A 21,990-nucleotide genomic window follows, 5' to 3' on the forward strand; every position below is an offset into this window, starting at 1 on the left:
CACCCTGTCGGGGGACGCACTGAAGCAGGCCGTCGTCGCGCGCGCGCGGCAGGAGGGCTTCGCCATCGCCCGCATCGCCACCGCCGATGCGATCCCCGAGGCGCCGGCAAGGCTGCAGGCCTGGCTGGAAGCCGGGCATCACGGCGAGATGGGCTGGATGGCGGAGCGCCTGGCCGAGCGCGCCGATCCGCGGCGGCTGTGGAGCGAGGTGCGCTCCGTCGTGATGCTGGGCATGAGCTACGCCTCCGAGGAGGATCCGCTCGCGGTGCTGGCCCGGCCGGAACAGGCTGCGATCTCGCTCTATGCGCGGCGGCGCGACTATCACGACGTCATCAAGGGCAAGCTAAAGAGCGTCGCCGGGCTGCTGGCGGCGCGCGGCGGCGCCGACGTCAAGGTCTTCGTCGACACCGCGCCGGTGATGGAAAAGCCACTGGCGCAGGCGGCCGGCCTCGGCTGGCAGGGCAAGCACACGGTTCTGGTCTCGCGCGAGCACGGCTCCTGGCTGTTCCTCGGCGCGATCTACACCTCCGCTTTGCTGCCGCCGGATGCGCCCGAGCAGGATCATTGCGGCAGCTGCCGGCGCTGCCTGGCGATCTGCCCGACCGATGCCTTTCCCGCCCCCTATCGGCTCGATGCGAGGCGCTGCATCGCCTATCTCACGATCGAGCATGCCGGCCATATCGATGCGGAACTGCGCCCCGGCATCGGCAACCGCGTCTTCGGCTGCGACGACTGCCTGGCCGTCTGCCCCTGGAACAAATTCGCCGGCGCGGCGCAGGAGACGCGGCTCGCGCTCAAGGAGGAGCTCGGCGCGCTCGATCTGGCGACGCTGGCGGGGCTCGACGATGCCGGCTTCCGCACGCTCTTCGCCGGCACGCCGGTGAAGCGGACCGGGCGCGACCGGGTGGTGCGCAACACGCTGATCGCCATCGGCAATAGCGGCCGCCCCGCTCTCGCTCAGCATGCCGAGGCGCTGCTGCGCGATGCATCGCCCCTGGTGCGGGCGATGGCGGTCTGGGCATTGGGGCGGCTCGTGCCGGAGCGGGCCCGCAGCCTCGCCCCCGCGCATCGCGGGCTGGAAAGCGATGCGCAGGTCCGGCAGGAATGGGATGTCGTCACGGAGCTGGAACGGGTCGCATGAAGATCGCCATCATCGGCCTGGGCTATTCCGCCGGCTATTTCGCCAGGGAGGCGCAGGCGGCGGGCCATGAGATCATCGGCACGGTGCGCAGCGACGCGAAAGCGCGGGCGCTGACGCAGGCCGGGCTGCCCACGCTCGTCTTCGACGGCGTCTCGGTGTCGCCCGAGCTGGAGGCGGCGATCCATGCGGCCGATGCCGTGCTGGTCTCGACACAGCCGACCGCCGATGGCGACCCGGCGCTGGCCTGCCTGGGTGCGGCGCTGTCGGCCGCGCCCGCTCTCGGCTGGATCGGCTATCTCTCGACGATCGGCGTCTATGGCGATCATGGCGGCGCCTGGATCGACGAAAGCGCCGCCTGCCAGGCGGGGCCGGGCCGCGCCGGGGCGAGGCTCGCGGTCGACGAGAGCTGGCTCGCCTTCGGCGCGTACAGCGGCAAGCCGGTGCAGATCTTCCGGCTGTCGGGGATCTATGGGCCCGGGCGCAACGCCATCGTCAATCTGCGCGAGGGCACGGCGCGGCGGCTGGTCAAGCCGGGCCAGGTCTTCAACCGCATCCATGTCGCGGATATTGCGGGCGTGCTGCTCGCCTCGCTGCGGCAGCCGCGCGCGGGGGCGATCTACAACGTCACCGATGACGAGCCGGCGCCGCCGCAGGATGTGGTGAGTTACGCGGCCGCGCTGATCGGCGTGACGCCGCCTCCGGAAATCCCCTATGACCCGGCGCATCTCTCGCCGATGGCGGCGAGCTTCTACAGCCAGAACAAGCGCGTCTCCAACGCGCTGGTGAAACGCGAATTCGGCTATGCCTTCCGTTACCCCAGCTATCGCGAAGCCCTGACCGCCCTGGCTGCGGCGGGGGAGTAGGCCGGGACGGGGCACGGGCATCGCGCAGCGCGGCCAGCCGCGGAGCATTCAGGCCGCGGCGGGTGGCGTCGTCGCTGTTCTAAGCTCCCGGCGCGCGCTCGGCCGTCACGCGGCGTAGCGCTGGCCTTCCTCGCCGTAATAATCGACATAGCGCCGGTCTATCGCCGCGACGGGCAGGATGACGAGCACATCCGTGGTGCCGAATTGCCGATCCACCACGGCGCCGGCGCCGAAGCGGGCGCCCAGCCGCAGATAGCCTTTGATCAGCGGCGGCATCTGCTTGAGCGCCAGCTTGGCGTCGAGGGTTTCCGCCGGGAGCAGGTCCATGCCGATGCCGCGCGCGCCCTGCGCGGCGCAGCTCCACGCCCCTTCCGCCCGGGCGTGGTGATGCAGGAAGGACAGGGGCAGAGCCAGCCTCGCGGGGTCGGTGCCGTCGAAGCTGGCGCAGCCGAACATCGCGTCGATGCGGTGATGGCGGATATAGGCCCAGATGCCGTGCCAGAGCAGCTCCACCGTCTTCTTGGTGCGGTAGGGCGCGAGCACGCAGGAGCGGCCGAGCTCCAGGAAGCGCAACCCGCCATGCCGCGCGATCATCGGCGCGACGTCGAATTCGCTCTGGGTGTAGAAGCCGCCGAGCCGCGCCGCCGCATCCTGCCGCATCAGCCGATAGGTACCGACGACGCGCGGCCTGATGCCGCCGAAGCGGCCGCGCGCGGCGTGGTCGATGACGAGCAGATGGTCGCAGGCCTTGTCGAACCGGTCGGCATCGCGGCGGAACATCCGCGAGACCACGCCCGGCTTCGCCGACATTTCCTGGTAGAACACCCGGTAGCGCAGGCGCTGGGCCCGCCATATCTCGCGCGGCCCACGCGCCAGCCGGACCTCCAGCGAACCGCTGCGCCCGAGCGTGCCGGACAGCGCCTCCTCCCGCAGCTCGCCGAAGCGGAAGCCGCCCGGAATCAGCATCATCGGCGAGAAGCGCGCCAGGAAAGGCTGCGCGCCCGGGGGGTGATTTGCCGGCTTCGCTCCATCGACGGTCCGAGGCGTCATGCGTCCGTTCGCCCTGCTGATCTGCCCGCGCCGCCATCTCGCGACGCGGCCACGCTAGCGTCACTGATCTAACAGCTTCGCGACAAAACTGCGTCAGGCTTATGACGCCGGTTCAGGAGCCGGTCGCGACATTGTGCCGGCTCGCGACGCGCTCCAGCCAGCCGGCGAGCACCGCCCGCTCCAGCGGCTTGGCGAGGCAGGCATCCATGCCGGCGGCGCGGGCCTCGGCCTGGTCGGCCGCCGAGACATTGGCGGTGACCGCGAGCAGCGGCAGCGGCTCGCTGGTCCTGATCTCGGCCTCCAGGGCGCGGATCGCCCGCGCGACGGCGAGGCCGTCGAGCTCCGGCATGCGAATATCGAGCAAAACGAGGTCGAGATGCTCCTCCATCCCGCTCAGACTCGCCTCGACATGGCGCAGCGCCGCCCGACCGTCCCGCACGCGTACGGCGCGATGGCCGAGCTTCTCGAGCGTACGGGTGGCGAGGAGCGCGTTGATGTCGTTGTCCTCGGCGACCAGCACCGTCAGCCGGGGCCCCTGCGCGCCGGGCGCCGTGCCGGACGCCTGGCCGGGGTCGCGGCGCGGCGCGGCCTGGGCCGCGGCCGAGAGCCGCTCATAGAGCGAGCGGGCGCGCACCGGCTTGATCAGGAAGCCGGTGAAGGCCGGGGCGAAGCCGGGCCCGGCCTGGCGCCGCTCGCCCGGGGTGAGCAGCACCAGCCGCTCGCTCAGCCCGGCACGGCGGGCGGCCTCGGCCAGCTGGAAGGCGCTGTCCTGGCCGAGGGCCCGGTCGATCAGGATGGCGTCGAGGGCCGGCATCGCGCGCAGGGCGGCGAGGGCCGGCTCGGCGGCATCGCAGCGGATCGCCGTCGCGCCCGCGGCCTCGACCGCCTTGACCAGGAATTGCGGCGCGAAAGCCCCCGCCGCCGCGATCAGGATGCGCCGCCCCGTCCAGTCCGGGGGCGACAGAGCGGGCGCGGCCTCCGCGACGGCGAGCGGCAGGCTGACGGTGAAGGTCGCACCGGCGCCCGGCCGGCTTTCGAGCGCGATCGTGCCGCCCATCAGCCCGACCAGCCGCCGGACGATGGCGAGGCCCAGCCCGGTGCCCGAATGGCTGCGGCTCGCCCCCGTCTCCGCCTGTTCGAACTCCTCGAAGATCGCGGCGTGGCGGCTTTCGGGAATGCCCGGGCCGGTATCGGCGACGGCGATCTCGATCCGCCCGTCAGTGTGGTAGAGGCTGATGCCGACGCCGCCCTGCGCCGTGAACTTGACCGCGTTCCCGACGAGGTTGAGCAGGATCTGGCGCAGGCGGTCGCGGTCTCCGACCAGCCTGGCGGGGAGATCGGGCGCGATCGCGGCGGCGATCTCCAGCCCTTTTTCCTGGGCGCGCGGCGCCATCAGCTCGCATATTGTCTCGACCAGCTGCGCCGGATCGAAGGGGGCGAGCGCGAGCGCGAGCTTGCCGGCCTCGACCTTGGCGACATCGAGAATATCGTCGACCAGCGACAGCAGCGCCTCCCCGGAGGTGCGCAGGGCGCCGACATAGGTCGCCTGTTCCGGGTCCAGCGCGGTATCGCCGAGCAGATCCGCCATGCCCAGAATCCCGTTCAGCGGCGTGCGGAATTCATGGCTGACGGTGGCGAGGAAGCGGGATTTGGCCTCGCTGGCGCTTTCGGCGCGGGCGCGCGCCTCGACCAAAGCCTGTTCGCTGGCGATCCGGGCGGAGATGTCGCGCCCGACGCGCTGCAGCACGGTCTTGCCCAGCGCCACCGGGACCACCGTCTCGACCCAGGAGATCCAGCGCTCGCCCTGCGGCGTCGCGAGCCGCTCGTCGAAGACTCGCGCGCCGCCCTCCAGCGCCTGGGCGGCGCGGGCCTCGAGGCGCTGCGGCTCGAGCCGGCTGCCGACCACATCGGCTTCGGCGAGGCCGAGCAGCCCGGCATAGGCGGCGTTGGCGTAGACGATGCGGCCGTCATCGCGCCGGACGATCAGATCGCCCTGCGCCTCGATCAGGCTGCGATAGCGCTCCTCGCTGTCAGCCAGCGCCCAGAGCCGGTCGTTCAGCGTCTCGATATCCAGCAGCAGCGCATCGGCCTGCCGCGCGATCCGGTTGCGCTGGCGCAGGGCGACGACCAGCGCCGTCGCCGCCGAAAGCACCAGCAGCGACGCGACGATGGCGACCGAGGACAGTGGCAGCAGATCCATGGCGTTAGAGTAGCAGCCGCGCGTTGAAGAACCGTTCGACCTTGACGCGAATTGTCCGGGCCGTAGCGCAGGATCGGTTAACCCTGCCGCTCCCGCCGGGCTGCGGGCGGGCGCCGGTCGGGATCAGGCGGCGCGGGACGGCTGGTCGATGCGCGAGCGATAGGACAGCGCCTCCGCCAGATGGATGCGCAGCACCCGGTCGTCGCCATCCAGATCGGCCAGTGTGCGCGCGACCTTGAGCACGCGGTGATAGGCGCGCGCCGTGAGGCGCATGGTGTCGGCCGCCTCGCGCAGCAGGGACAGCCCCGCCTTGTCCGGCCGCGCGATTTCGTCCAGCACATTGGCCGGACAAGCGGCATTGGTGGTGACGAGCGGCAAGCCGAGCGCCCGGTAGCGCGCCGACTGCCGGCCGCGGGCCGCGGCCACCCGTTCCGCCACCCCGGCCGATGCCTCGCCCGCCGGGGGCAGCAGCAGATCCGCGGCGGTGACAGCCGGGACCTCGATGGTGATGTCGATGCGGTCGAGCAGCGGCCCGGAGATCCGCGCCTGGTACTGCGCCATGCAGCGTTCGTTGGGCTGGCGCCGGCAGGCGAAGCCGGGCTCGGTGGCGCGGCCGCAGCGGCAGGGATTCATCGCCGCGACGAGCTGGAACCGCGCGGGATAGACGGCGCGATGATTGGCCCGCGAGATCAGGACGTCGCCGGTCTCCATCGGCTGGCGCAGCGCATCCAGAACCGGCGCCTGGAATTCCGGCAGCTCGTCGAGGAAGAGCACGCCGTGATGGGCGAGCGAGACCTCGCCCGGCCGGGCCTGGGCACCGCCGCCGACGAGCGCGGCCATCGAGGCGGAATGATGTGGCGCCCGGAACGGGCGGCGGTCGGTCAGTGCGCCCTCGGCGAGCTGGCCGGCCACCGACAGCACCATCGACAGCTCCAGCAATTCGCGCGGATCGAGCGGCGGCAGGATCGACGGCAGCCGACTCGCCAGCATGGATTTGCCGGCGCCGGGAGGACCTGCAAGCAGGAGATTATGCGCGCCGGCCGCGGCGATTTCCAGCACCCGCTTGGCGCCCTCCTGACCACGGACATCGGCGAGATCCGGCAGCGGGCCCGCCTGCCGTGCCACCGCCGGCTCCGGGCGGGCCATCACCTGCGTGCCCTTGATATGATTGGCGAGCTGGATCAGCGAGCGGGGCGCCAGGATGTCGATATCGGCCGCGGCCCAGGCCGCTTCCGGCCCGGTTGCGGCCGGGCAGATCAGCCCCTGCCCCCGCGCATAGGCGGCGATGGCGGCGGGCAGCACGCCGGCGACGGCGGTGATCGACCCGTCCAGCGCCAGCTCGCCCAGCACCGTATAGCCGGCGAGCGCATCGGCCGGGATCGCGCCGATCGCGGCCATCACCCCGAGCGCGATCGGGAGGTCGTAATGGCTGCCTTCCTTGGGCAGGTCGGCCGGGGCGAGATTGACGGTGATCCGCTTGGCCGGGAGCGCCAGCCCGGAGGCGATCAGCGCCGCCCTGACCCGCTCACGGCTTTCCGCCACCGCCTTGTCCGGCAGGCCGACCAGGACGAAGTTCACATTGCCGGGCGTGACCTGCACCTGCACATCGACCGCCCGGGCCTCGATGCCCTCGAAAGCGACCGTCGCGACCCGCGTGACCATGTACCCACTCCTGACCCAAGGTCAGGATAGCAGGCCGGGCGCCAGCCGCAAGAACGGATGGCGAACTCGCAACGTCACGCGCTCCCATATCGGGAGGCAGGCAAGGGATTGATCTATCGAGAGCAAGGTCGTGACCGGGCAAGCCGAAGAACGATCAAGCCTGCGTTTTTGCCTTCAATCTCAATCTTTCGAGAATGATGACTGGCAGGAGCACGAAAGCTACACCGACGATCTGCGTCAGGTTGAGGCGGTCACCGAGGAAAACAAAACCGAGCACCACACCCGTAACAGGGGTCGAGAGTTCAAGTATTGATGCATAGCTCACCGACACATGTTTGAGGCCTTTGTAGAATGCCCAGGTCGGAACCGTGACAGTCAGAAATGCGAGGACCAAAACAGTCGGAAGGAACGGCGCCGCATAGGGCCATTCGCTCACAGTCGTCGAATACTCTGCAAAATCGACGACGGGCATGACGAGGGTCGATCCGATGAAGTACCGGAAGAAAGTCAGCTGGGAGGCGGAAGGTGGATTCGCCATCATCGATAGGCGTTTGCCAAACACCCCACTGATTGCCCAACCCAGCGAGCTGGCGAGCGCTGCAAGCAAACCAAAAACTGTTGCGTGAGCGGTTTCAAAAATGGCGAGAGGGTTAGGTATGGCGACCAAACACGCTCCCAAAATCGCAAGAATAGATAAGATAATCTCGGCTCTCGTCAGTCGCTCCTTTAAGAAGATTTAGGCCATAATCAGCACGAAGACGGGTTGCAATTTCCCGACGATGCTGGCCACCGAAAGACTCAATTGGTCGATAGCAGCGTAGAGCATCGTAGTGCCGACTGTGGTTCCGAAAAACCCCAACCCTAAATACATCCATGGTGCACGCTTAAAAGTGTCGAACAGCGCAACGGGCCTGCTCCAAACCACGAATAGAGTCAGGCAAACGCACATCGAATTGACTACGTTAAGAAACGTCGGGCTTATGTATCCTAAGAAAACCTTCTTTGTAAACGCGGAAAAACCCCAAAGAATTCCTGCCACTATAATAAGCAAAGGCCCGCGAGCAAAACCATTTTCTGTCATTGACGTAGTCCAATGCGCAGATTGCGGCGTAGATTAGCGGAGTGCGGGCCTCGTCTGGGGTTGGAAGTCAGGCGGCCTTGAGGGCGCGACCGCGGGCCAGCACCTGCCGCAGCAGCACCGGCGCCGCGAGCACCGCGCTGATCAGCGCGCCGGTGGGCGTCGCCACGATCATCGGCAGCGCCGCCAGCGCGATGAGCAGGCGCTCCCACATCGCCAGAGGCGCGAGAAGCCAGCCGGCGAAGGCGGCCGAGAGGAAGGTGATGCTGGTCAGGCAGGCGATGGTCGAGCCGATCAGCTCCGTCCAGGTGAAACCCGGCGCCATGATCAGCATCGAGGGCGAGAAGACGAAGACGAAGGGCACCAGCACCTTGCCGAGCGCCAGGCGGAAGGCGGTATTGCCGGTGCGGAACGGATCCGCCCCCGCCATGCTCGCCCCGGCATAGGCGGCGATGGCGACGGGCGGCGTGATGTCCGCCAGCACGCCGTAATAGAAGACGAAGAAATGCGCGACGAGCGGGTTGACGCCGAGCATGCCCAGCGCCGGGGCCGCGACCGTGACCATGATGATGTAGTTCGCCGTGGTCGGCACGCCGCAGCCGAGCAGGATGCAGACGGCGCCGGTCAGCACGAGCGTGAAGAACAGCGTCGCCGCCTTCACGTCGAAGGGGAAGAAGGGGATCAGGTCGGAGACGCCGCGCGCCCATTGATCGGCGAGCGAGGTGACGATCCAGGAGATCTTGAAGCCGACCCCGGTCAGCGTGACCACGCCGACGATGATGCCGACCGTGGCCGCCGCGGCGCCGACGCCGATGGCGTATTTCGCGCCGAGGATGAAGGCGTCGACCATGTCGCGCGCGCGCTCGCGGCCCTCCTGCGTGCGCATCAGCACGCCATGCGCCATCACCGCGAAGGCGGCGAGGGTGAAGGCGAGATTGACGCCGGGCACGCGCAGGAATTCGGTCGGCGCGGCGATGCCGATGGCCAAAGCGAAGACCAGCGCCGAGGCGGCGCGGTGCTGCGCCAGCCCGACGAGCATGCAGCCGGTGATGCCCCAGAAGGCGGCGAGATAGGGGGTGTAGCCGGTGAACAGCACCATGATCAGCGCGAAGAGCGGCGCGATGGTCGGCCAATCCCGGGCGAAGACCTCGCTCAGCTTCGGCGCGTCGGCATCGGTCATGCCCTGCATGCCGGTGCGCTTCGCCTCGAAATGCACCTGCATCAGCACGCCGAAGAAATGCATGAAGGCCGGGATCACCGCGGCGATGACGATGGTGGCGTAGGGAAGATTGAGGAACTCGACCATCAGGAAGGCGGCGGCGCCCATGATCGGCGGGGTGATCTGCCCGCCCGTGGCCGCGGTCGATTCGACCGCCGCCGCGAAATGGCGCTGGTAGCCGAGGCGGATCATCATCGGGATGGTCAGCGAGCCGACGGTCACGGTGTTGGCGACCGACGAGCCCGAGATCATGCCGAACAGGGCCGAGCCGAAGATCGAGACTTTGGCAGGTCCGCCTGCGAAGCGCCCGGCCACCGCCGCCGCCAGGCCGAGGAAGAGCCGGCCGAGGCCGATGCGGGTGGCAAGCACGCCGAACAGCACGAAATGGAAGACATAGGTGGCGACGACGCCGAGCGCGACGCCATAGACGCCCTGGCTGGTGAGATAGAGATGGTTGACGAGGTTCGACCAGCTCGCCCCGGGATGCAGGAAGATGCCGGGAAACCAGTTGCCGAAGATCGCATAGACCATGGCGAAGAGCGCGATCAGCGGCAGGCCCCAGCCGATGGCGCGGCGCGTCGCCTCGATCATCAGGATGATGGTGATCGAGCCCATCACCACGTCGAGCGTCGAGGGATTGCCGATCCGGAAGACCATGTCCTCGAAGATCCACGGCACATAGAGGCTGGAGATCGCGACCGCCACGGCGAAGAACCAGTCGATCAGCGGAATGCCGCCCGGCCGCAGGGCCGTCGACGGGTGCAGCCGGCGCCCGTCGCCCTTGCTGTAGGAGAAGACCAGGAAGATCAGCCCGAGCACGAAGGCGAGGTGGATGCCGCGATGCGTCGTCTCCCGCATCAGCCCGAAGCCGGCGGTGTAGTAATGGAAGGCGGAGAGCGCCAGCAGCAGCGCCCCGACGATCAGCGAGGTGCCGTGCGGCACCTTGCGGAACTGCATTTCCGGATCGAGCTCTTCCTCGAGCTGGGCGAGTTCGGCGGCGCTGGGGGTGAGGGTCATGGCAGGCTCCGCCCGGCCTTGCGTCCTGGCCGGACGGGCGGGGTGAGGGAAGAATGAAGCGGGAAAGGGCCGCGACGGCGGCGCGGCCCTCATCGTCCGGTCGGTGGCCGCCCCCCCTCCCGACGGGGAGACGGACGACCGCGAAAAAAACCGCTGCGGCTTACTTCAGCAGGCCGGCTTCCTTGTAGAACTTCTCGGCGCCGGGATGCAGCGGCACGCCGAGCAGGCCGGTCAGCGCGGTCGTCTTCTGGATCGCCTTGCCCTTGGCATGGCCGGAATCGAGCGCAGCGCGGGTCTTGTCGCTCCACAGCGCCTTGGTCACGGCATAGACGGTGTCGTCGGAGACTTTTGCCGAGGTCACCCAATGCGCGCCGACGGCGACGGTCTTGACCGCGCCGACGCCCTTATAGGTGTTGGCCGGGATCTCGTCCGCCGCGAAGAAGGGCAGCTCCTTGGCGAGCTTCTCGGCTTCCGGGCCGGCGATCGGCAGGATGTCGATGCCGGAGCCGGTCGAGGCGAGTTCGGAGATCGCCGCCGCCGGGAAGCCGCCGGTGAAGAAGAAGGCGTCGACGGAGCCGTCCTTCATCTTCTCCGCGGCCTGGTTCGGCTTGAGATATTCCGGCGTGATGTCCTTCTCGCCGATGCCATAGGCGGCGAGGATCGCCTTGGCGTTGAGCAGCGTGCCGGAGCCGGGCTCGTCGATCGAGACCTTCTTGCCCTTGAGATCGGCGACGCCCTTCACATTGGCAGCCTTGCGCACCACGAGATGCACGCTTTCCGGGTAGAGATTGGCGATCGAGCGGAGATCGGCGACCTTCGGCTTGCCTTCGAAGACGCCGGTGCCGGAATAGGCCCAATAGGCGACATCGGCCTGGACGAAGCCGGATTCGGCGGCGCCGCCGACGATCGCGTTGACATTGGCGACCGAGCCGTTGCTGGCCACGGCGGTGGCGACGAGCTGCGGCGGGGTGGAGATGGCGTTCGCGATCAGCCCGCCGATCGGATAATAGGTGCCGGCCGTGCCGCCGGTGCCGATGCGGAAGAAGGCCGGAGCCTGGGCGAAGGCGAAGGTGGCGAGCGCCACGCTGCCGAGACCGGCGAGCGCGAGCGCGCAGCGACGCGTTGTCTTGAGTGTCATGGTCATCTCCCTTTGGCCCGGGCGGGCCGCGACAGGCGCCCAAACTGGACCGCAATGCCAGGAGATTTCAAGCCGGAGCGGCTGGGATAATCACGGATTCGCCGCATTTCGACAAAATCTGCGGCGCCGCGGGCCTTGTGTGGCAATCAATGCCCGGTCGAGCCGCCCTTGCCATGCGCTTCGCCGGATACCCGGTCGGTCAGCGCCATCAGCAGGCCCGACACCACGAAGACGACGTGGATGACGACATACCACATCAGGTCGCGGTCGCTGGCGCCCTTGACGTTCATGAAGGCCTTGAGCAGCTGGATCGCCGAGATCGCGACGATCGACGAGATCAGCTTGAGCTTGAGGCCGGAGAAGTCGATCTGCGACATCCATGCCGGCCAGTTGCGATGGGCGCTGGAATCGATCTTCGAGACGAAATTCTCATAGCCCGAGAAGATCACGATCACGATCAGCGAGCCGGTGAAGGTCAGGTCGATCAGGGAGAGGACGCCGAGGATGACCTCGGCCTCGCTGGCGGCGACGATGTGGCTGAGGAAATGCCAGGCTTCCTGCAGCGCCTTGACCAGGAGCCCGCCCAGCGCGAACACCAGCAGCACGTAGAAGGGTGCCAGCAGCCAGCGGCTGGCCGAGAGGAAACCCTCGATCGCGCGCTCGCCGCGCGAGGCCTCGGGCATAGCCGGTGCCGCCTCCGAGCCGTCGCCGTCCTTCATCCCTGCCCCCAGCCTCGCCGCGCCGGCCCGTCGCGCGGGCCCGCCTTGCCAATGCCGCGAAAGCTGCGGCGGGACAAGCCCGCCGCCGGGCGTCAGGCCTCGACGCCGACGCCGATCTGGCAGGCGACGCCGGTGCCGCCGAGCCCGCAATAGCCGTTCGGGTTCTTGGCGAGATATTGCTGGTGGTAATCCTCGGCGAAATAGAAGCGCGGCGCGTCGCGGATCTCGGTGGTGATCGCGCCATAGCCGCGCTGCGACAGGGCCTGCTGATAGGCGTCGCGGGAGGCTTCGGCCGCCTCGCGCTGCGCGGCGTCGAAGACATAGATGCCGGAGCGATACTGCGTGCCGACATCATTGCCCTGGCGCATGCCCTGCGTCGGGTCGTGATTCTCCCAGAACACTTTCAGCAGCGCCTCATAGGGCAGCACGGCGGGATCATAGACCACGAGCACGACCTCGTTATGCCCGGTCATCCCGGAGCAGACCTCCTCATAGGTCGGGTTGGGCGTATGCCCGCCGGCATAGCCCACGGCGGTGACCCAGACGCCGCGGTCGATCTGCCAGAATTTGCGCTCGGCGCCCCAGAAGCAGCCGATGCCGAACAGCGCCATCTGCATGCCCTCGGGATAGGGACCCTGCAGCGCGCGCTTGCTCAGCGCATGGCGCTCCGCCGTCGGTATCGGCTGGTCGCGGCCCGGCAAGGCCTCGCCGGCCTCTGGCAGCTGCGTCTTCTTGCGCAGGAAGAACATGATCGCTCCCTTCGGATGATGGCTGAAGGCCAGAGATAGGCATCGGGGCGGCCGATGCACAGGGCGCGGCAGCCGCGGGCGGCATCACCGTCGCGTGACGATGCCGATCTGTTCCTCGCGCGGCGTTCCCAGACGCACCATCAGGAAGCCGAGCAGCAGCGCGACGAGCGCGGTCGGCACCAGGGTCAGGTTCAGCAGCACCGGGTCCCACAGCAGCGGGTGGATCCCGCGCTCGACCAGAGGCTTGAGCTGGAGATAGCGCGGCCCCAGCAAGGCGAGCAGCGTCTCGCCCAGCGGCGTCAGCAGCAGGGCGGAGTTGGCGATCGAGCGCGCGCCGTCGACGACCAGGGAGACGAAGCCGCCGGCCAGCAGGAGATAGCCGACGAGGCGCAGCAGAAACCGCACGAAAAACACCCTTCTCACGGGAGCGGCCCGGTGCCGACGCCCTCAACCAGACAGGATTGGCCCATCGCCTGGCCGGTTGGCAACCTCGGATCGGCCCGCGGCGGCGGCGCTGCGGGCCCAGGCCCCGCCAACTTTGCGCGCCCCGACAATCAGCCCTTGAAAGACGCGGCCATGGCGGTCATAAGCAGCGCGCCGGACAGGTGGCCGAGTGGTTGAAGGCGCACGCCTGGAAAGTGTGTATACGGGAAACCGTATCGCGGGTTCGAATCCCGCCCTGTCCGCCATTTCAGACGCATAGTTGGTCCTGAAGTTACGCTGCTTTCCCGGTCAGCGCCTGTCGCAGCCGGATTTCGACCCCGCCCTGACCCCGCTTTCCGCGACCTCGACACGCTGCGCCAGCGCGCGCAGATGGTCGGGAGATCGCCGGGGCTGGAGCGATCATGCTCGGCCTGCCGCACCGTCGAGATACGCAGGGATCGGGACACGGGTCGGAACAAGCGGTTCGGCCTCATCCGCAGGCTCGTGCCGTATCTCGCTATTTCGCCGCTTGCCGAATCGTGCCGACGATCCACTCATTCAGGCTCTTGCCCGCCGCTGCGGCGGCGATGACCGCTGCGGCATGATCGTCGGGATCAAGACGGACATTGAACTTGCCGGAAAACTTCCGGCGCGGCTCGATCCCCTTTTCCCGGCACATGTCGAGATAAACGGCCAGCGATTTGTGCCCTTCCTCGACCAGATCGCGGACGCTTTCGGCATAGAAGTCAGCCCCGCCATTGAGGCCGACAAACTCGCCGCGCAGCATCTGGATCTCGGGATCGAAAGCGATGACCGCCTTTTCCCCATTGATTTCGATAACGTTGTTCATGGCCTCACTCCGTGCTCGTCCAGCCATTTCCGGATGCTGGCAACCGCGCCCTTGTCCGTATCCGGTGAAGGATGCGGACGATGGAAGACGCGCACCTCACCAAACAGGAAGACGCCTATGCGCGACCCCTCCCGTTCGCTGATGTCCGCCCCGAGTGCCGCAAAGAGCGACTCGATATCGGCCCAGCGGATCGAACCGTTGACCGGGCGAGCGAAAATCAACTCCAGCGTGGCCCTATGACGCTTTTTCACCCGGCATTCAGTATCATTTATTAGTACCACCCACAAGCCTGGATCCGGGCCTCATGGGATGCTCAGGCGTCGGGGTGGGCGGAGCACCTTATCGAAGATGTCGCCGATCCATTGCTCGAACACGGCGGTATCGACCCCGGTGACGGGAACAGGGGGCGTGCCTGTCCATGTCGAGAGATCGCATTTCGGCGGGCGCCCGATCTGCACGCGATAGCCGAGCAGTTCGCCAAGCCTCGCTCAATGCTGAAAAGTCCAGAGCAGGCTGCGGCTGAGGTCCTTCAGCGCCTGGACCGCATCGGGCCGCTCGCGCGCGACGGCGGTGATCAGCGCATCGGCGAGCGCGAAGATCGCGGTCGGCGAATTCGGCAGCAGCGGATTGCGCGCCGGGGCGAAGAGGACATGGTCCGCGAGCGGCGCCAGGGGCGAGGTCGGCGCATCGGTTAGGCAGATCAGCCGCGCGCCCTTGGCCTGGCTGTGGGTGGCGAGCTGCACCGTGGTGCGCGAATAGCGGGGCACCGAGATCGCGATCACGACATCCCCGGAAGCGGCCGAATTGAGATGGCGATAGGCGCGCTCCGGCCCGCCGCGTGCCGTCGCGAAGACGACATCGGCCTCGCAATACAGCGCCAACCCATCCTCGATGAAGCTCGCGATCGGATGGCTGGCGCCCGATGCGACGATGAAGATCCGGCGCGCCGCCAGCACCGTGTCGACCACCGCGGCGACCGAGGCCGGATCGAGCCCGGCGATCGCCTCGTCGAGATTGGCGCGCTGCATCTTCAGCGCGGCGATGAAGGTCGCCGCCGGCGTATCCGCCATCGCCCGCGCATCGGCGAATTCGTCGACCGGCCGCATCGCCAGTTGCAGCGCCGCGGAGAGCGCGGCCCGGAACTCGCCATAGGAGGCGAAGCCCAGCACCCGCACGAAGCGCGTCACCGTCGCGTTCGAAGCCTGGCTCCGGTCGGCGAGGCCGTCGATCGAGGCGGTCGCCGTCTCCAGCGGGTGCGCCAGCACGAAATCGGCGATCCGCTTATGGCCGTTGCTGAGGAGTGGGTAGGCCCGTGCGATCCGGTTGGCGAGATCGGTGGAGGGTTTGAGGGCGTGGGCCATGCTGCTCACGGCGTCCATTGACGGGCAAATATTTTCATGATGTCTATTCGACGAAATCAAACCTGTCAAAAACGCCTCAGGGCCCGGACCGGAGAACTTTCATGCGTAGCCGCCTCCTCGCCGCGCTGCTGGCCAGCGCCTGCTTCGTCGCCACCCCGGCCCTGGCGCAGACCCTGAAGGTCGCGCTCGCCTCCGAGCCGACGGCGGTCGATCCGCATTATCACGATCTCACCCCGAACAACGCGCTGGCCCAGCATATTTTCGACGGGCTGACGACGCAGGACGAGCAGCAGAAGGTCAAGCCAGCTCTGGCCACCTCCTGGAGCAATGACGGCAAGAACACCTGGACCTTCAAGCTGCGCCAGGGCGTCACATTTTCGAACGGCAAGCCCTTCACCGCCGAGGACGCCATCTTCACCTTCTGCCGGACGCTGAAGAACGAGACCAAGATCACCGGCTCCTTCGCCGACGTCACCGGCAATTTCGCCTCGGTGAAGGCGCCGGATCCGCATACGCTGGTGGTCGAGACCAAGCAGCCGGAGCCGCTGCTGCCGACGCTGATCGGCACCGTCGGCATCATCAGCGCCGGGCTCGCCAAGCACGACCAGATCAGCTTCGACCTCGCCGGCAATTGCGGCGTCACCGGGGAATGGCCGACGCTGACCAGCTTCAACGACGGCAGCGCCGCCATCGGCACCGGCCCCTACAAGCTGAAGAGCTATGTCCGCGGCTCGGCCATCGAGCTCGAGCGCAACGACACACATTGGGCCGGCAAGCAGCCCTGGGCGAGCGTCCGCTTCGTGCCGGTCACCAATGCCGGGCCGCGTCTCGCCGGGCTGATCGCCGGGGATTACGACGTCATCGAGAACCCGGCCGCGCGCGATCTCGGCCGCATCAACAATGACAAGCGCTTCGCGACCGTGATCACCCCGTCCACCCGCGTCATCTATTTCCAGCTCGACGTCGCGCGGGAGCCCAGCCCCTTCGTCAAGGCGGAAGGCGACAAGAACCCGCTGAAGGATGTGCGCGTGCGGCGCGCCATGTCGATGGCGATCGACCGCGACGCCATCGTCAAGCGGCTGATGGACGGCGCGGCGCAGCCGGCCTACCAGTTCCTGCCGACCGGGATGTTCGGCACGCTGCCGAACCCGCCGGTGATCAAATACGACCCCGCCGCCGCCAAGAAGCTGCTGGCCGAGGCCGGCTATCCCAACGGCTTCCAGATCACCCTCTCGGCGACCAATGACCGTTACATCAATGACGGGCAGATCACGCAGGCGGTGGCGCAGTATCTCGCGCAGATCGGCATCAAAGCCGATGTCGACGCGATGACGCGGGCGATCTATTTCCCGCGCCGGGCGAAGAAGGAGTTCTCGGTCGCGCTCGGCGGCTGGGGCTCGGGCACCGGCGAGGCGGCCTCCTTCCTGCGGCAATGGCCCGCCACCCCCGACGCGGCCAAGACCATCGGCGGCTCCAATTACGGCGGCTGGCAGGATGCGGAATTTGACACACTGATCCGCGAGGCGATCCAGACGCTGGACGATGCCAAGCGCGAGGAGCTGCTGCGCAAGGCCGGCGCCCGGGCCCTGGAGGGCGCGGCGTTCATCCCGCTGCATTTCGAGAGCACGATCTGGGCCTCCAAGGCGGCGATCAAGGTCACCGGCCGCGCCGACCAGTTCACCCTCGCCATGTCGATGCAGCCGAACCCGTGACGCGCTCCCCGCCGCGGCCTGCCGACCCGGCCGCGGCGGGTGACACGTTCCCCAGGACATCATGACCGCCTTCATCCTGCAGCGCCTGATCCAGAGCATCTTCGTGCTTCTGGCCGTGTCGATCGTGGTGTTCTTCGCTGTCTACGGGATCGGCGACCCGATCGAGCTGCTCGTGCCGCCGCAGGTCAGCGACGCCGAGCGCCAGGCGCTGATCCGCCGGCTGGGGCTCGATCTCCCGGTCTGGCAGCAATATCTCACCTTTATGGGCAATGCGCTGCGCGGCGATCTCGGGCGCTCCTTCGTCCATGGCGTCTCGGCGATCGAGCTGATCCTGGCCCGGCTGCCGGCGACGGTGGAGCTCGTCCTGCTGTCGATGGCGCTGGCGATCGTCATCGGCGTGCCGCTCGGCCTCTATGCCGGGCTCGCGCCCGACAGCCGGACCTCCCGGGTGATCATGGCCGGGACCGTGCTCGGCTTCTCGCTGCCGAGCTTCTGGAAGGGGATGATGCTGATCCTGCTGTTCTCGGTGCTGCTCGGCGTGCTGCCGACGGCGGGACGCGGCGAGACGATCAGCCTCTTCGGCATTCAGACCAGCCTGTTCACGGCCAATGGGCTGAAACATCTCGCCTTGCCGGCGCTCAACCTCGCCATCCCCAACATGGCGCTGCTGATCCGCGTCGTGGCGGCGGGCGCCACCGAGGCGATGGCGCAGGATTACGTGAAATATGCGCGGGCCAAGGGCGTGCGGCCGCGCCGCATCGTCGGCCGCCATGTGCTGCGCAACATCCTGATCCCGGTGGTCACCGTGATCGGCATCGAATTCGGCAGCCTGGTCGCCTTCTCGACGATCACCGAGACGGTCTTCGCCTGGCCCGGCATGGGCAAGCTGCTGATCGATTCGATCTACCAGCTCGATCGCCCCGTGGTCGTCGCCTATGTCATGCTCGCCACCCTGCTGTTCGTCACCGTCAACCTGCTGGTCGACATCCTCTACGCCGCGCTCGATCCCCGCGTGAAACTGGCGGGGACCCGCGCATGAGCCTGTCGCCCGAGACGATGACCCCGGTCCGCGCCGGGGTGCTGAAGCGCCTGCGCAACCGCCCGACGCTGCGCGGCGCCGGCATTCTCCTCGCCATCCTCGTCGCGCTGGCCTTGCTGGCGCCGGTGATCGCCCCCCAGAACCCGCATGACCTCGCCGCGCTCAACGTGATGGACAACCGCCTGCCGCCCGGCGCCGCGAGCCTGACCGGGACGACCTATTGGCTCGGCACCGACGCGCAGGGCCGGGACATGCTGAGCGCCATCCTCTACGGGCTGCGCACCAGCCTGATGGTCGGGCTGTCGGCGACGCTGGGCGCCCTGGTCATCGGGGTCGCCGCTGGACTCGTGGCGGCGCAGTTCGGTGGGGCGATCGACGCGGCGATCATGCGCATCGTCGATTTCATGCTCGGCTTTCCCTCGATCCTCGTGGCGCTGGTGCTGCTCTCGGCGATCGGGCGCGGCGTCGACAAGGTGGTGCTGGCGATCGTGCTGGTGCAATGGGCGCAATATGCCAGGCTGATGCGCGCGGCGGCGATGGTCGAGCGCCGCAAGGAGTATATCGAGGCCGCGGTCAATTTCGGCCTGCCGACCCGCCACATCATGCTGACGCATCTCCTGCCGAACGCGATCGGCTCCGTGCTGGTGGTGGCCTCGGTCAGCATCGCCGGCGCGATCACGCTGGAGGCGACGCTGTCCTTCCTCGGCGTCGGCGTGCCGATCACGCAGCCTTCGCTGGGCCTGCTCATCGCCAACGGCTTCGAGTTCCTGCTCTCCGGCGAATATTGGATCGCGGTGTTCCCGGGCATCGCGCTGGTGCTGCTGATCATGTCGCTCAACCTCGTCGGAGACAGGCTGCGCCGCAGCCTGAACGTGCGCTCGTGAGCGGGCCGACGCTGCTCGAGGTGCGCGGCCTGCGCACCGTGTTCCATGCGGCGGACGGGGCCTGGGCCGCGGTCGACGGGGTCGATCTCAGCGTCGGCAGCGGCGAGGTGCTGGGGCTGGTGGGCGAATCCGGCTCCGGCAAATCCGTCACCGGCTTCTCGCTGATCCAGCTGATCGACCCGCCCGGCGAAATCGTCGCCGGCAGCATCGTCTTCAAGGGCGAGGATCTGCGGGGCGCGACGGCGGAGCGGCTGCGGGCGCTGCGGGGCGATCGTATCGCGATGATCTTCCAGGACCCGCTGATGACGCTCAATCCGGTGCTCAGCATCGGCGAGCAGATGGCGGAGGCGGTGCTCGAGCATCGTGCCATGCCGCGCGCCGAGGCTCTGGCGCTGGCGGCGCGGGCGCTCGGCCGGGTCGGCATCTCCGAGCCGGAGACGCGGCTGCGGCAATATCCGCACGAATTTTCCGGCGGCATGCGCCAGCGAGTCGCGATCGCGACCGCGCTGCTCAACGAGCCCGACCTGATCATCGCCGACGAGCCGACCACGGCGCTCGACGTGACGATCCAGAGCCAGATCCTCTACGAGATGCAGAAGCTCGCCCGCGACACCGGCACCGCGGTGATCTGGATCACCCACGACCTCGCCGTTGTCGCCGAACTCGCCGACCGCATCGCGGTGATGTATGCCGGCCGCGTCGTCGAGACCGGCCCGGTCGACCTCGTGCTGGATGCGCCGCGCCACCCCTATACCAGCGGGCTGCTCGGCTCCTCGGCCGCGATGGTCGAGCCGGGCGGGCGCCTGCGCCAGATCGACGGCATGGCGCCGCGCATCGACAGCCGTCCCAGCGGCTGCCCGTTCCGGCCGCGCTGCGACAGGGCCTTGCCGCTCTGTGCTGAGATCGACCCGCCGCCCACCCCCGAGGGGCCGCGCCAGTATCGCTGCCATAATCCGGTTCCGCAGGCGGAGGCGGCGCCATGACCGCGCCCCTCTTCGAACTGCGCGGGGTCCGCAAATATTTCCGCGGCAAGAGCACTCTGGCGCAGACGCTGCTCGCCGCCATCGGCAGGGGCGAGCCCCCCAAAACTTTGAAGGCGGTCGACGGCGTCGATCTCGCCGTGATGAAGGGCGAGGTGCTGGGCCTCGTCGGCGAATCCGGCTGCGGCAAGTCGACCCTGGCGCGGATCGCGACCGGGATCATCCCGCCCAGCGCGGGCGAGGCGATCTATGACGGGCGCAGCGTCGCCGGGCTGAAGGGCAAGGAGCGGCTGGATTACCTGCTGAAGGTGCAGATGATCTTCCAGGACCCGCATGCCTCGCTCAATCCGCGGATGAAGGTCGCGCGGATCGTCGGCGAGGCGCTGTCGGTGCATGGGCTGGTGCCCAAAGCCGCGATCGATGCGGAGGTCGACCGGGCGCTGAGCGAAGTCGGCCTCGACCTCGCCTATCGCGACCGTTATCCGCACCAATTCTCGGGCGGGCAGCGCCAGCGCATCGGCATCGCCCGCGCGCTCGCCGTGAAGCCGGATTTCCTGGTCTGCGACGAGCCGGTCTCGGCGCTCGACGTCTCCATCCAGGCCCAGGTCATCAACCTGTTCATGGACATCCGGGCGCGCCACGGCCTGACCTATCTGTTCGTGAGCCATGATCTCGGCCTGGTGCGCCACATCAGCGACCGCGTCGCGATCATGTATCTCGGCCGCATCGTCGAGATCGGCCCGGCCAAAGCGGTCTTCGCCGCGCCCGCGCATCCCTACAGCGCGGCACTGGTCAAGGCGATCCCCTCCGCGAAAGGGCGCAAGCGCGTGTTCGAGCCGGTCAGCGGCGAGATCCCGTCGCCCCTGGCGCCGCCGCCCGGCTGTCCGTTCCACCCGCGCTGCCCCCAGGCGATGGCGATCTGCCGCGAGGTCCGCCCCGCGCTCGTCGAGATCGCGCCCGGCCGCAGCGCCGCCTGCCATCTGCACAGCTCCCAGGGCACCCCATGACCACGACCGACAGCCTCTCCCTGCCGCAGGGCCGCGGCAGCCTGCCCTTCATCGACGCCCGCCATCCCGCGACGCCGCTGGAGATCAATTATTACCGGCCGGCCCGTCACGGCCCCGATGACGAGGTGGTCTTCGTCCAGCACGGCATGATGCGCAATGGCGACGACTACCGGGATTTCTGGATCGACGCGGCCGACAAGCATAATCTGCTGATCGTGGCGCCGACCTTCGGCACCACCCATTTCCGCGGGGCGGAGGGCTATAATAATGGGCTCGTTCTGTCGCGCGAGGGCGTGGTGGCGCCGCAGCAGGACTGGCTCTACGCGATCCCGGCGCGCATCGTCGCGGCGCTGCGCGCCGGTGGCACGACTCGCCGCGAGCGGGTGAAGATCTACGGCCATTCCGCCGGCGGGCAGTTCCTGCACCGGCTGCTCGCGACCCAGGCCGAGCATCCTTTCGAGGCGGCGACGGCCGGCAATCCCGGCTGGTACACGCTGCCGACCTTGGCCCGCCCTTTCCCGGAAGGGCTCGGCGGGCTCGGCCTCGGCGAGGAGGCGCTGGCGCGCTGGCTCGCCTTTCCCATGACCATCCTCGCCGGCGACCAGGATATCGCGGAGAGCGACCCCAATCTGCCGGCCAATCCAGAAGCGCTCGCGCAGGGGCCGCATCGCTTCGCGCGCTCGCGCTACATGCTCGATTTCGCCATGGCCGAAGCGGCGAGGCTGGGGGTGCCCTGCAACTGGCAACGCATCGTCGTGCCTGGGGTCGGCCATGACGGCGCCGCCATGTCGCGCGCCACGGCGGGGCTGTGGTTCGAGGGCCGGCTGCCCGGTCCGGACGTGTTGCGGCCCGGCGCGCAGGATACGACGCGCTGGTGAAGCGGCGTCGGGTGCCCGGT

General features: G+C 68.3%; 20 protein-coding genes and 1 tRNA gene. 9 read left to right on the forward strand and 12 right to left on the reverse strand.

Annotated features, from left to right (window positions below):
* Positions 1-4 precede the first annotated feature (4 nt).
* Entirely contained in the window at positions 5-1,141 is a 1,137-nt protein-coding gene (gene queG, locus ASG72_RS03210; RefSeq protein ID WP_244488708.1) for a tRNA epoxyqueuosine(34) reductase QueG, read from the forward strand.
* The gene (locus ASG72_RS03215; RefSeq protein ID WP_056708870.1) at positions 1,138-2,004 is read left to right on the forward strand and encodes an SDR family oxidoreductase; all 867 of its coding nucleotides are present in this window, start codon (positions 1,138-1,140) and stop codon (positions 2,002-2,004) included. Before queG ends, ASG72_RS03215 begins: the two co-directional genes overlap by 4 nt.
* 105 nt (positions 2,005-2,109) lie before the next feature.
* On the opposite strand, the gene ASG72_RS03220 is transcribed toward ASG72_RS03215, so the two are convergent.
* The 9 genes from ASG72_RS03220 to ASG72_RS03260 all read right to left on the reverse strand — a co-directional run bounded on the left by ASG72_RS03220 (position 2,110) and on the right by ASG72_RS03260 (position 13,241).
* Complete coding sequence (locus ASG72_RS03220; RefSeq protein WP_244488709.1) at positions 2,110-2,970, reverse strand: GNAT family N-acyltransferase; 861 nt, start codon at positions 2,968-2,970, stop codon at positions 2,110-2,112.
* A gap of 196 nt (positions 2,971-3,166) precedes the next feature.
* A complete protein-coding gene (locus tag ASG72_RS03225) occupies positions 3,167-5,254 on the reverse strand; it encodes an ATP-binding protein (RefSeq protein WP_056708876.1) in 2,088 nt (695 codons plus the stop codon).
* 123 nt (positions 5,255-5,377) lie between these two features.
* Entirely contained in the window at positions 5,378-6,916 is a 1,539-nt protein-coding gene (locus ASG72_RS03230) for a YifB family Mg chelatase-like AAA ATPase (protein WP_056708879.1), read from the reverse strand.
* A 154-nt stretch (positions 6,917-7,070) separates the two neighbouring features.
* A complete protein-coding gene (locus tag ASG72_RS03235) occupies positions 7,071-7,583 on the reverse strand; it encodes a DMT family transporter (RefSeq protein ID WP_162246185.1) in 513 nt (170 codons plus the stop codon).
* A 481-nt stretch (positions 7,584-8,064) separates the two neighbouring features.
* Positions 8,065-10,230, reverse strand: coding sequence for a TRAP transporter permease (locus ASG72_RS03240; protein ID WP_056708887.1), 2,166 nt, complete (start codon positions 10,228-10,230; stop codon positions 8,065-8,067).
* A gap of 160 nt (positions 10,231-10,390) precedes the next feature.
* A complete protein-coding gene (locus ASG72_RS03245) occupies positions 10,391-11,368 on the reverse strand; it encodes a TAXI family TRAP transporter solute-binding subunit (protein WP_056708890.1) in 978 nt (325 codons plus the stop codon).
* A 146-nt stretch (positions 11,369-11,514) separates the two neighbouring features.
* Positions 11,515-12,051, reverse strand: coding sequence for a TIGR00645 family protein (locus tag ASG72_RS03250; RefSeq protein WP_056708894.1), 537 nt, complete (start codon positions 12,049-12,051; stop codon positions 11,515-11,517).
* A gap of 128 nt (positions 12,052-12,179) precedes the next feature.
* Positions 12,180-12,836: a peptide-methionine (S)-S-oxide reductase MsrA gene (gene msrA, locus ASG72_RS03255; protein WP_056708897.1), complete on the reverse strand. Its 657-nt coding sequence runs from the start codon at positions 12,834-12,836 to the stop codon at positions 12,180-12,182.
* A gap of 84 nt (positions 12,837-12,920) precedes the next feature.
* The gene (locus ASG72_RS03260) at positions 12,921-13,241 is read right to left on the reverse strand and encodes a hypothetical protein (RefSeq protein WP_056709919.1); all 321 of its coding nucleotides are present in this window, start codon (positions 13,239-13,241) and stop codon (positions 12,921-12,923) included.
* 194 nt (positions 13,242-13,435) lie between these two features.
* On the opposite strand from ASG72_RS03260, the gene ASG72_RS03265 reads away from it, so the two are divergent.
* A tRNA-Ser gene (locus ASG72_RS03265) sits at positions 13,436-13,525 on the forward strand.
* Positions 13,526-13,776: 251 nt separating this feature from the next.
* Here the strand turns inward: ASG72_RS03265 and ASG72_RS21220 are convergent.
* The 3 genes from ASG72_RS21220 to ASG72_RS03280 form a co-directional block, all read right to left on the reverse strand.
* Positions 13,777-14,109 (reverse strand): type II toxin-antitoxin system HicB family antitoxin, encoded by a 333-nt coding sequence (locus ASG72_RS21220; RefSeq protein ID WP_056708899.1) that lies wholly within the window; start codon positions 14,107-14,109, stop codon positions 13,777-13,779.
* Complete coding sequence (locus ASG72_RS03275) at positions 14,106-14,360, reverse strand: type II toxin-antitoxin system HicA family toxin (protein ID WP_056708901.1); 255 nt, start codon at positions 14,358-14,360, stop codon at positions 14,106-14,108. The genes ASG72_RS21220 and ASG72_RS03275 overlap by 4 nt, the downstream gene beginning before the upstream one ends.
* A 237-nt stretch (positions 14,361-14,597) precedes the next feature.
* Positions 14,598-15,470 (reverse strand): MurR/RpiR family transcriptional regulator, encoded by an 873-nt coding sequence (locus tag ASG72_RS03280; RefSeq protein ID WP_162246186.1) that lies wholly within the window; start codon positions 15,468-15,470, stop codon positions 14,598-14,600.
* A gap of 101 nt (positions 15,471-15,571) precedes the next feature.
* Here ASG72_RS03280 and ASG72_RS03285 point away from each other — a divergent pair, with 101 nt between their 5' ends.
* The 6 genes from ASG72_RS03285 to ASG72_RS03310 all read left to right on the forward strand — a co-directional run bounded on the left by ASG72_RS03285 (position 15,572) and on the right by ASG72_RS03310 (position 21,970).
* Complete coding sequence (locus tag ASG72_RS03285; RefSeq protein WP_056708906.1) at positions 15,572-17,182, forward strand: ABC transporter substrate-binding protein; 1,611 nt, start codon at positions 15,572-15,574, stop codon at positions 17,180-17,182.
* A 61-nt stretch (positions 17,183-17,243) separates the two neighbouring features.
* Positions 17,244-18,221, forward strand: a complete 978-nt coding sequence (locus ASG72_RS03290; RefSeq protein ID WP_056708908.1) for an ABC transporter permease — start codon at positions 17,244-17,246, stop codon at positions 18,219-18,221.
* Positions 18,218-19,105 (forward strand): ABC transporter permease, encoded by an 888-nt coding sequence (locus tag ASG72_RS20540; RefSeq protein ID WP_056708911.1) that lies wholly within the window; start codon positions 18,218-18,220, stop codon positions 19,103-19,105. Before ASG72_RS03290 ends, ASG72_RS20540 begins: the two co-directional genes overlap by 4 nt.
* Positions 19,102-20,088, forward strand: a complete 987-nt coding sequence (locus tag ASG72_RS03300) for an ABC transporter ATP-binding protein (RefSeq protein ID WP_056708915.1) — start codon at positions 19,102-19,104, stop codon at positions 20,086-20,088. The genes ASG72_RS20540 and ASG72_RS03300 overlap by 4 nt, the downstream gene beginning before the upstream one ends.
* Entirely contained in the window at positions 20,085-21,092 is a 1,008-nt protein-coding gene (locus tag ASG72_RS03305; RefSeq protein ID WP_056708920.1) for an ABC transporter ATP-binding protein, read from the forward strand. The genes ASG72_RS03300 and ASG72_RS03305 overlap by 4 nt, the downstream gene beginning before the upstream one ends.
* A complete protein-coding gene (locus ASG72_RS03310; protein ID WP_056708925.1) occupies positions 21,089-21,970 on the forward strand; it encodes a hypothetical protein in 882 nt (293 codons plus the stop codon). Before ASG72_RS03305 ends, ASG72_RS03310 begins: the two co-directional genes overlap by 4 nt.
* Positions 21,971-21,990 lie beyond the last annotated feature (20 nt).

It is taken from the genome of Allobosea sp. Leaf344, from assembly GCF_001426225.1.
In the GTDB taxonomy this organism is placed as follows: Bacteria; Pseudomonadota; Alphaproteobacteria; order Rhizobiales; family Beijerinckiaceae; genus Allobosea.

Bases quoted from the DNA above. Each gene is read 5' to 3' on its own strand.
- ASG72_RS20540 (WP_056708911.1), top strand. From the start codon at position 18,218: ATGAGCCTGTCGCCCGAGACGATGACCCCGGTCCGCGCCGGGGTGCTG.
- ASG72_RS03280 (WP_162246186.1), bottom strand. From the start codon at position 15,470: ATGGCCCACGCCCTCAAACCCTCCACCGATCTCGCCAACCGGATCGCA.
- ASG72_RS03240 (WP_056708887.1), bottom strand. From the start codon at position 10,230: ATGACCCTCACCCCCAGCGCCGCCGAACTCGCCCAGCTCGAGGAAGAG.
- ASG72_RS03245 (WP_056708890.1), bottom strand. From the start codon at position 11,368: ATGACACTCAAGACAACGCGTCGCTGCGCGCTCGCGCTCGCCGGTCTC.
- ASG72_RS03225 (WP_056708876.1), bottom strand. From the start codon at position 5,254: ATGGATCTGCTGCCACTGTCCTCGGTCGCCATCGTCGCGTCGCTGCTG.
- ASG72_RS03220 (WP_244488709.1), bottom strand. From the start codon at position 2,970: ATGCTGATTCCGGGCGGCTTCCGCTTCGGCGAGCTGCGGGAGGAGGCG.
- ASG72_RS21220 (WP_056708899.1), bottom strand. From the start codon at position 14,109: ATGAACAACGTTATCGAAATCAATGGGGAAAAGGCGGTCATCGCTTTC.
- ASG72_RS03285 (WP_056708906.1), top strand. From the start codon at position 15,572: ATGCGTAGCCGCCTCCTCGCCGCGCTGCTGGCCAGCGCCTGCTTCGTC.
- ASG72_RS03290 (WP_056708908.1), top strand. From the start codon at position 17,244: ATGACCGCCTTCATCCTGCAGCGCCTGATCCAGAGCATCTTCGTGCTT.
- ASG72_RS03310 (WP_056708925.1), top strand. From the start codon at position 21,089: ATGACCACGACCGACAGCCTCTCCCTGCCGCAGGGCCGCGGCAGCCTG.
- ASG72_RS03215 (WP_056708870.1), top strand. From the start codon at position 1,138: ATGAAGATCGCCATCATCGGCCTGGGCTATTCCGCCGGCTATTTCGCC.
- msrA (WP_056708897.1), bottom strand. From the start codon at position 12,836: ATGTTCTTCCTGCGCAAGAAGACGCAGCTGCCAGAGGCCGGCGAGGCC.
- ASG72_RS03250 (WP_056708894.1), bottom strand. From the start codon at position 12,051: ATGCCCGAGGCCTCGCGCGGCGAGCGCGCGATCGAGGGTTTCCTCTCG.
- ASG72_RS03305 (WP_056708920.1), top strand. From the start codon at position 20,085: ATGACCGCGCCCCTCTTCGAACTGCGCGGGGTCCGCAAATATTTCCGC.
- ASG72_RS03230 (WP_056708879.1), bottom strand. From the start codon at position 6,916: ATGGTCACGCGGGTCGCGACGGTCGCTTTCGAGGGCATCGAGGCCCGG.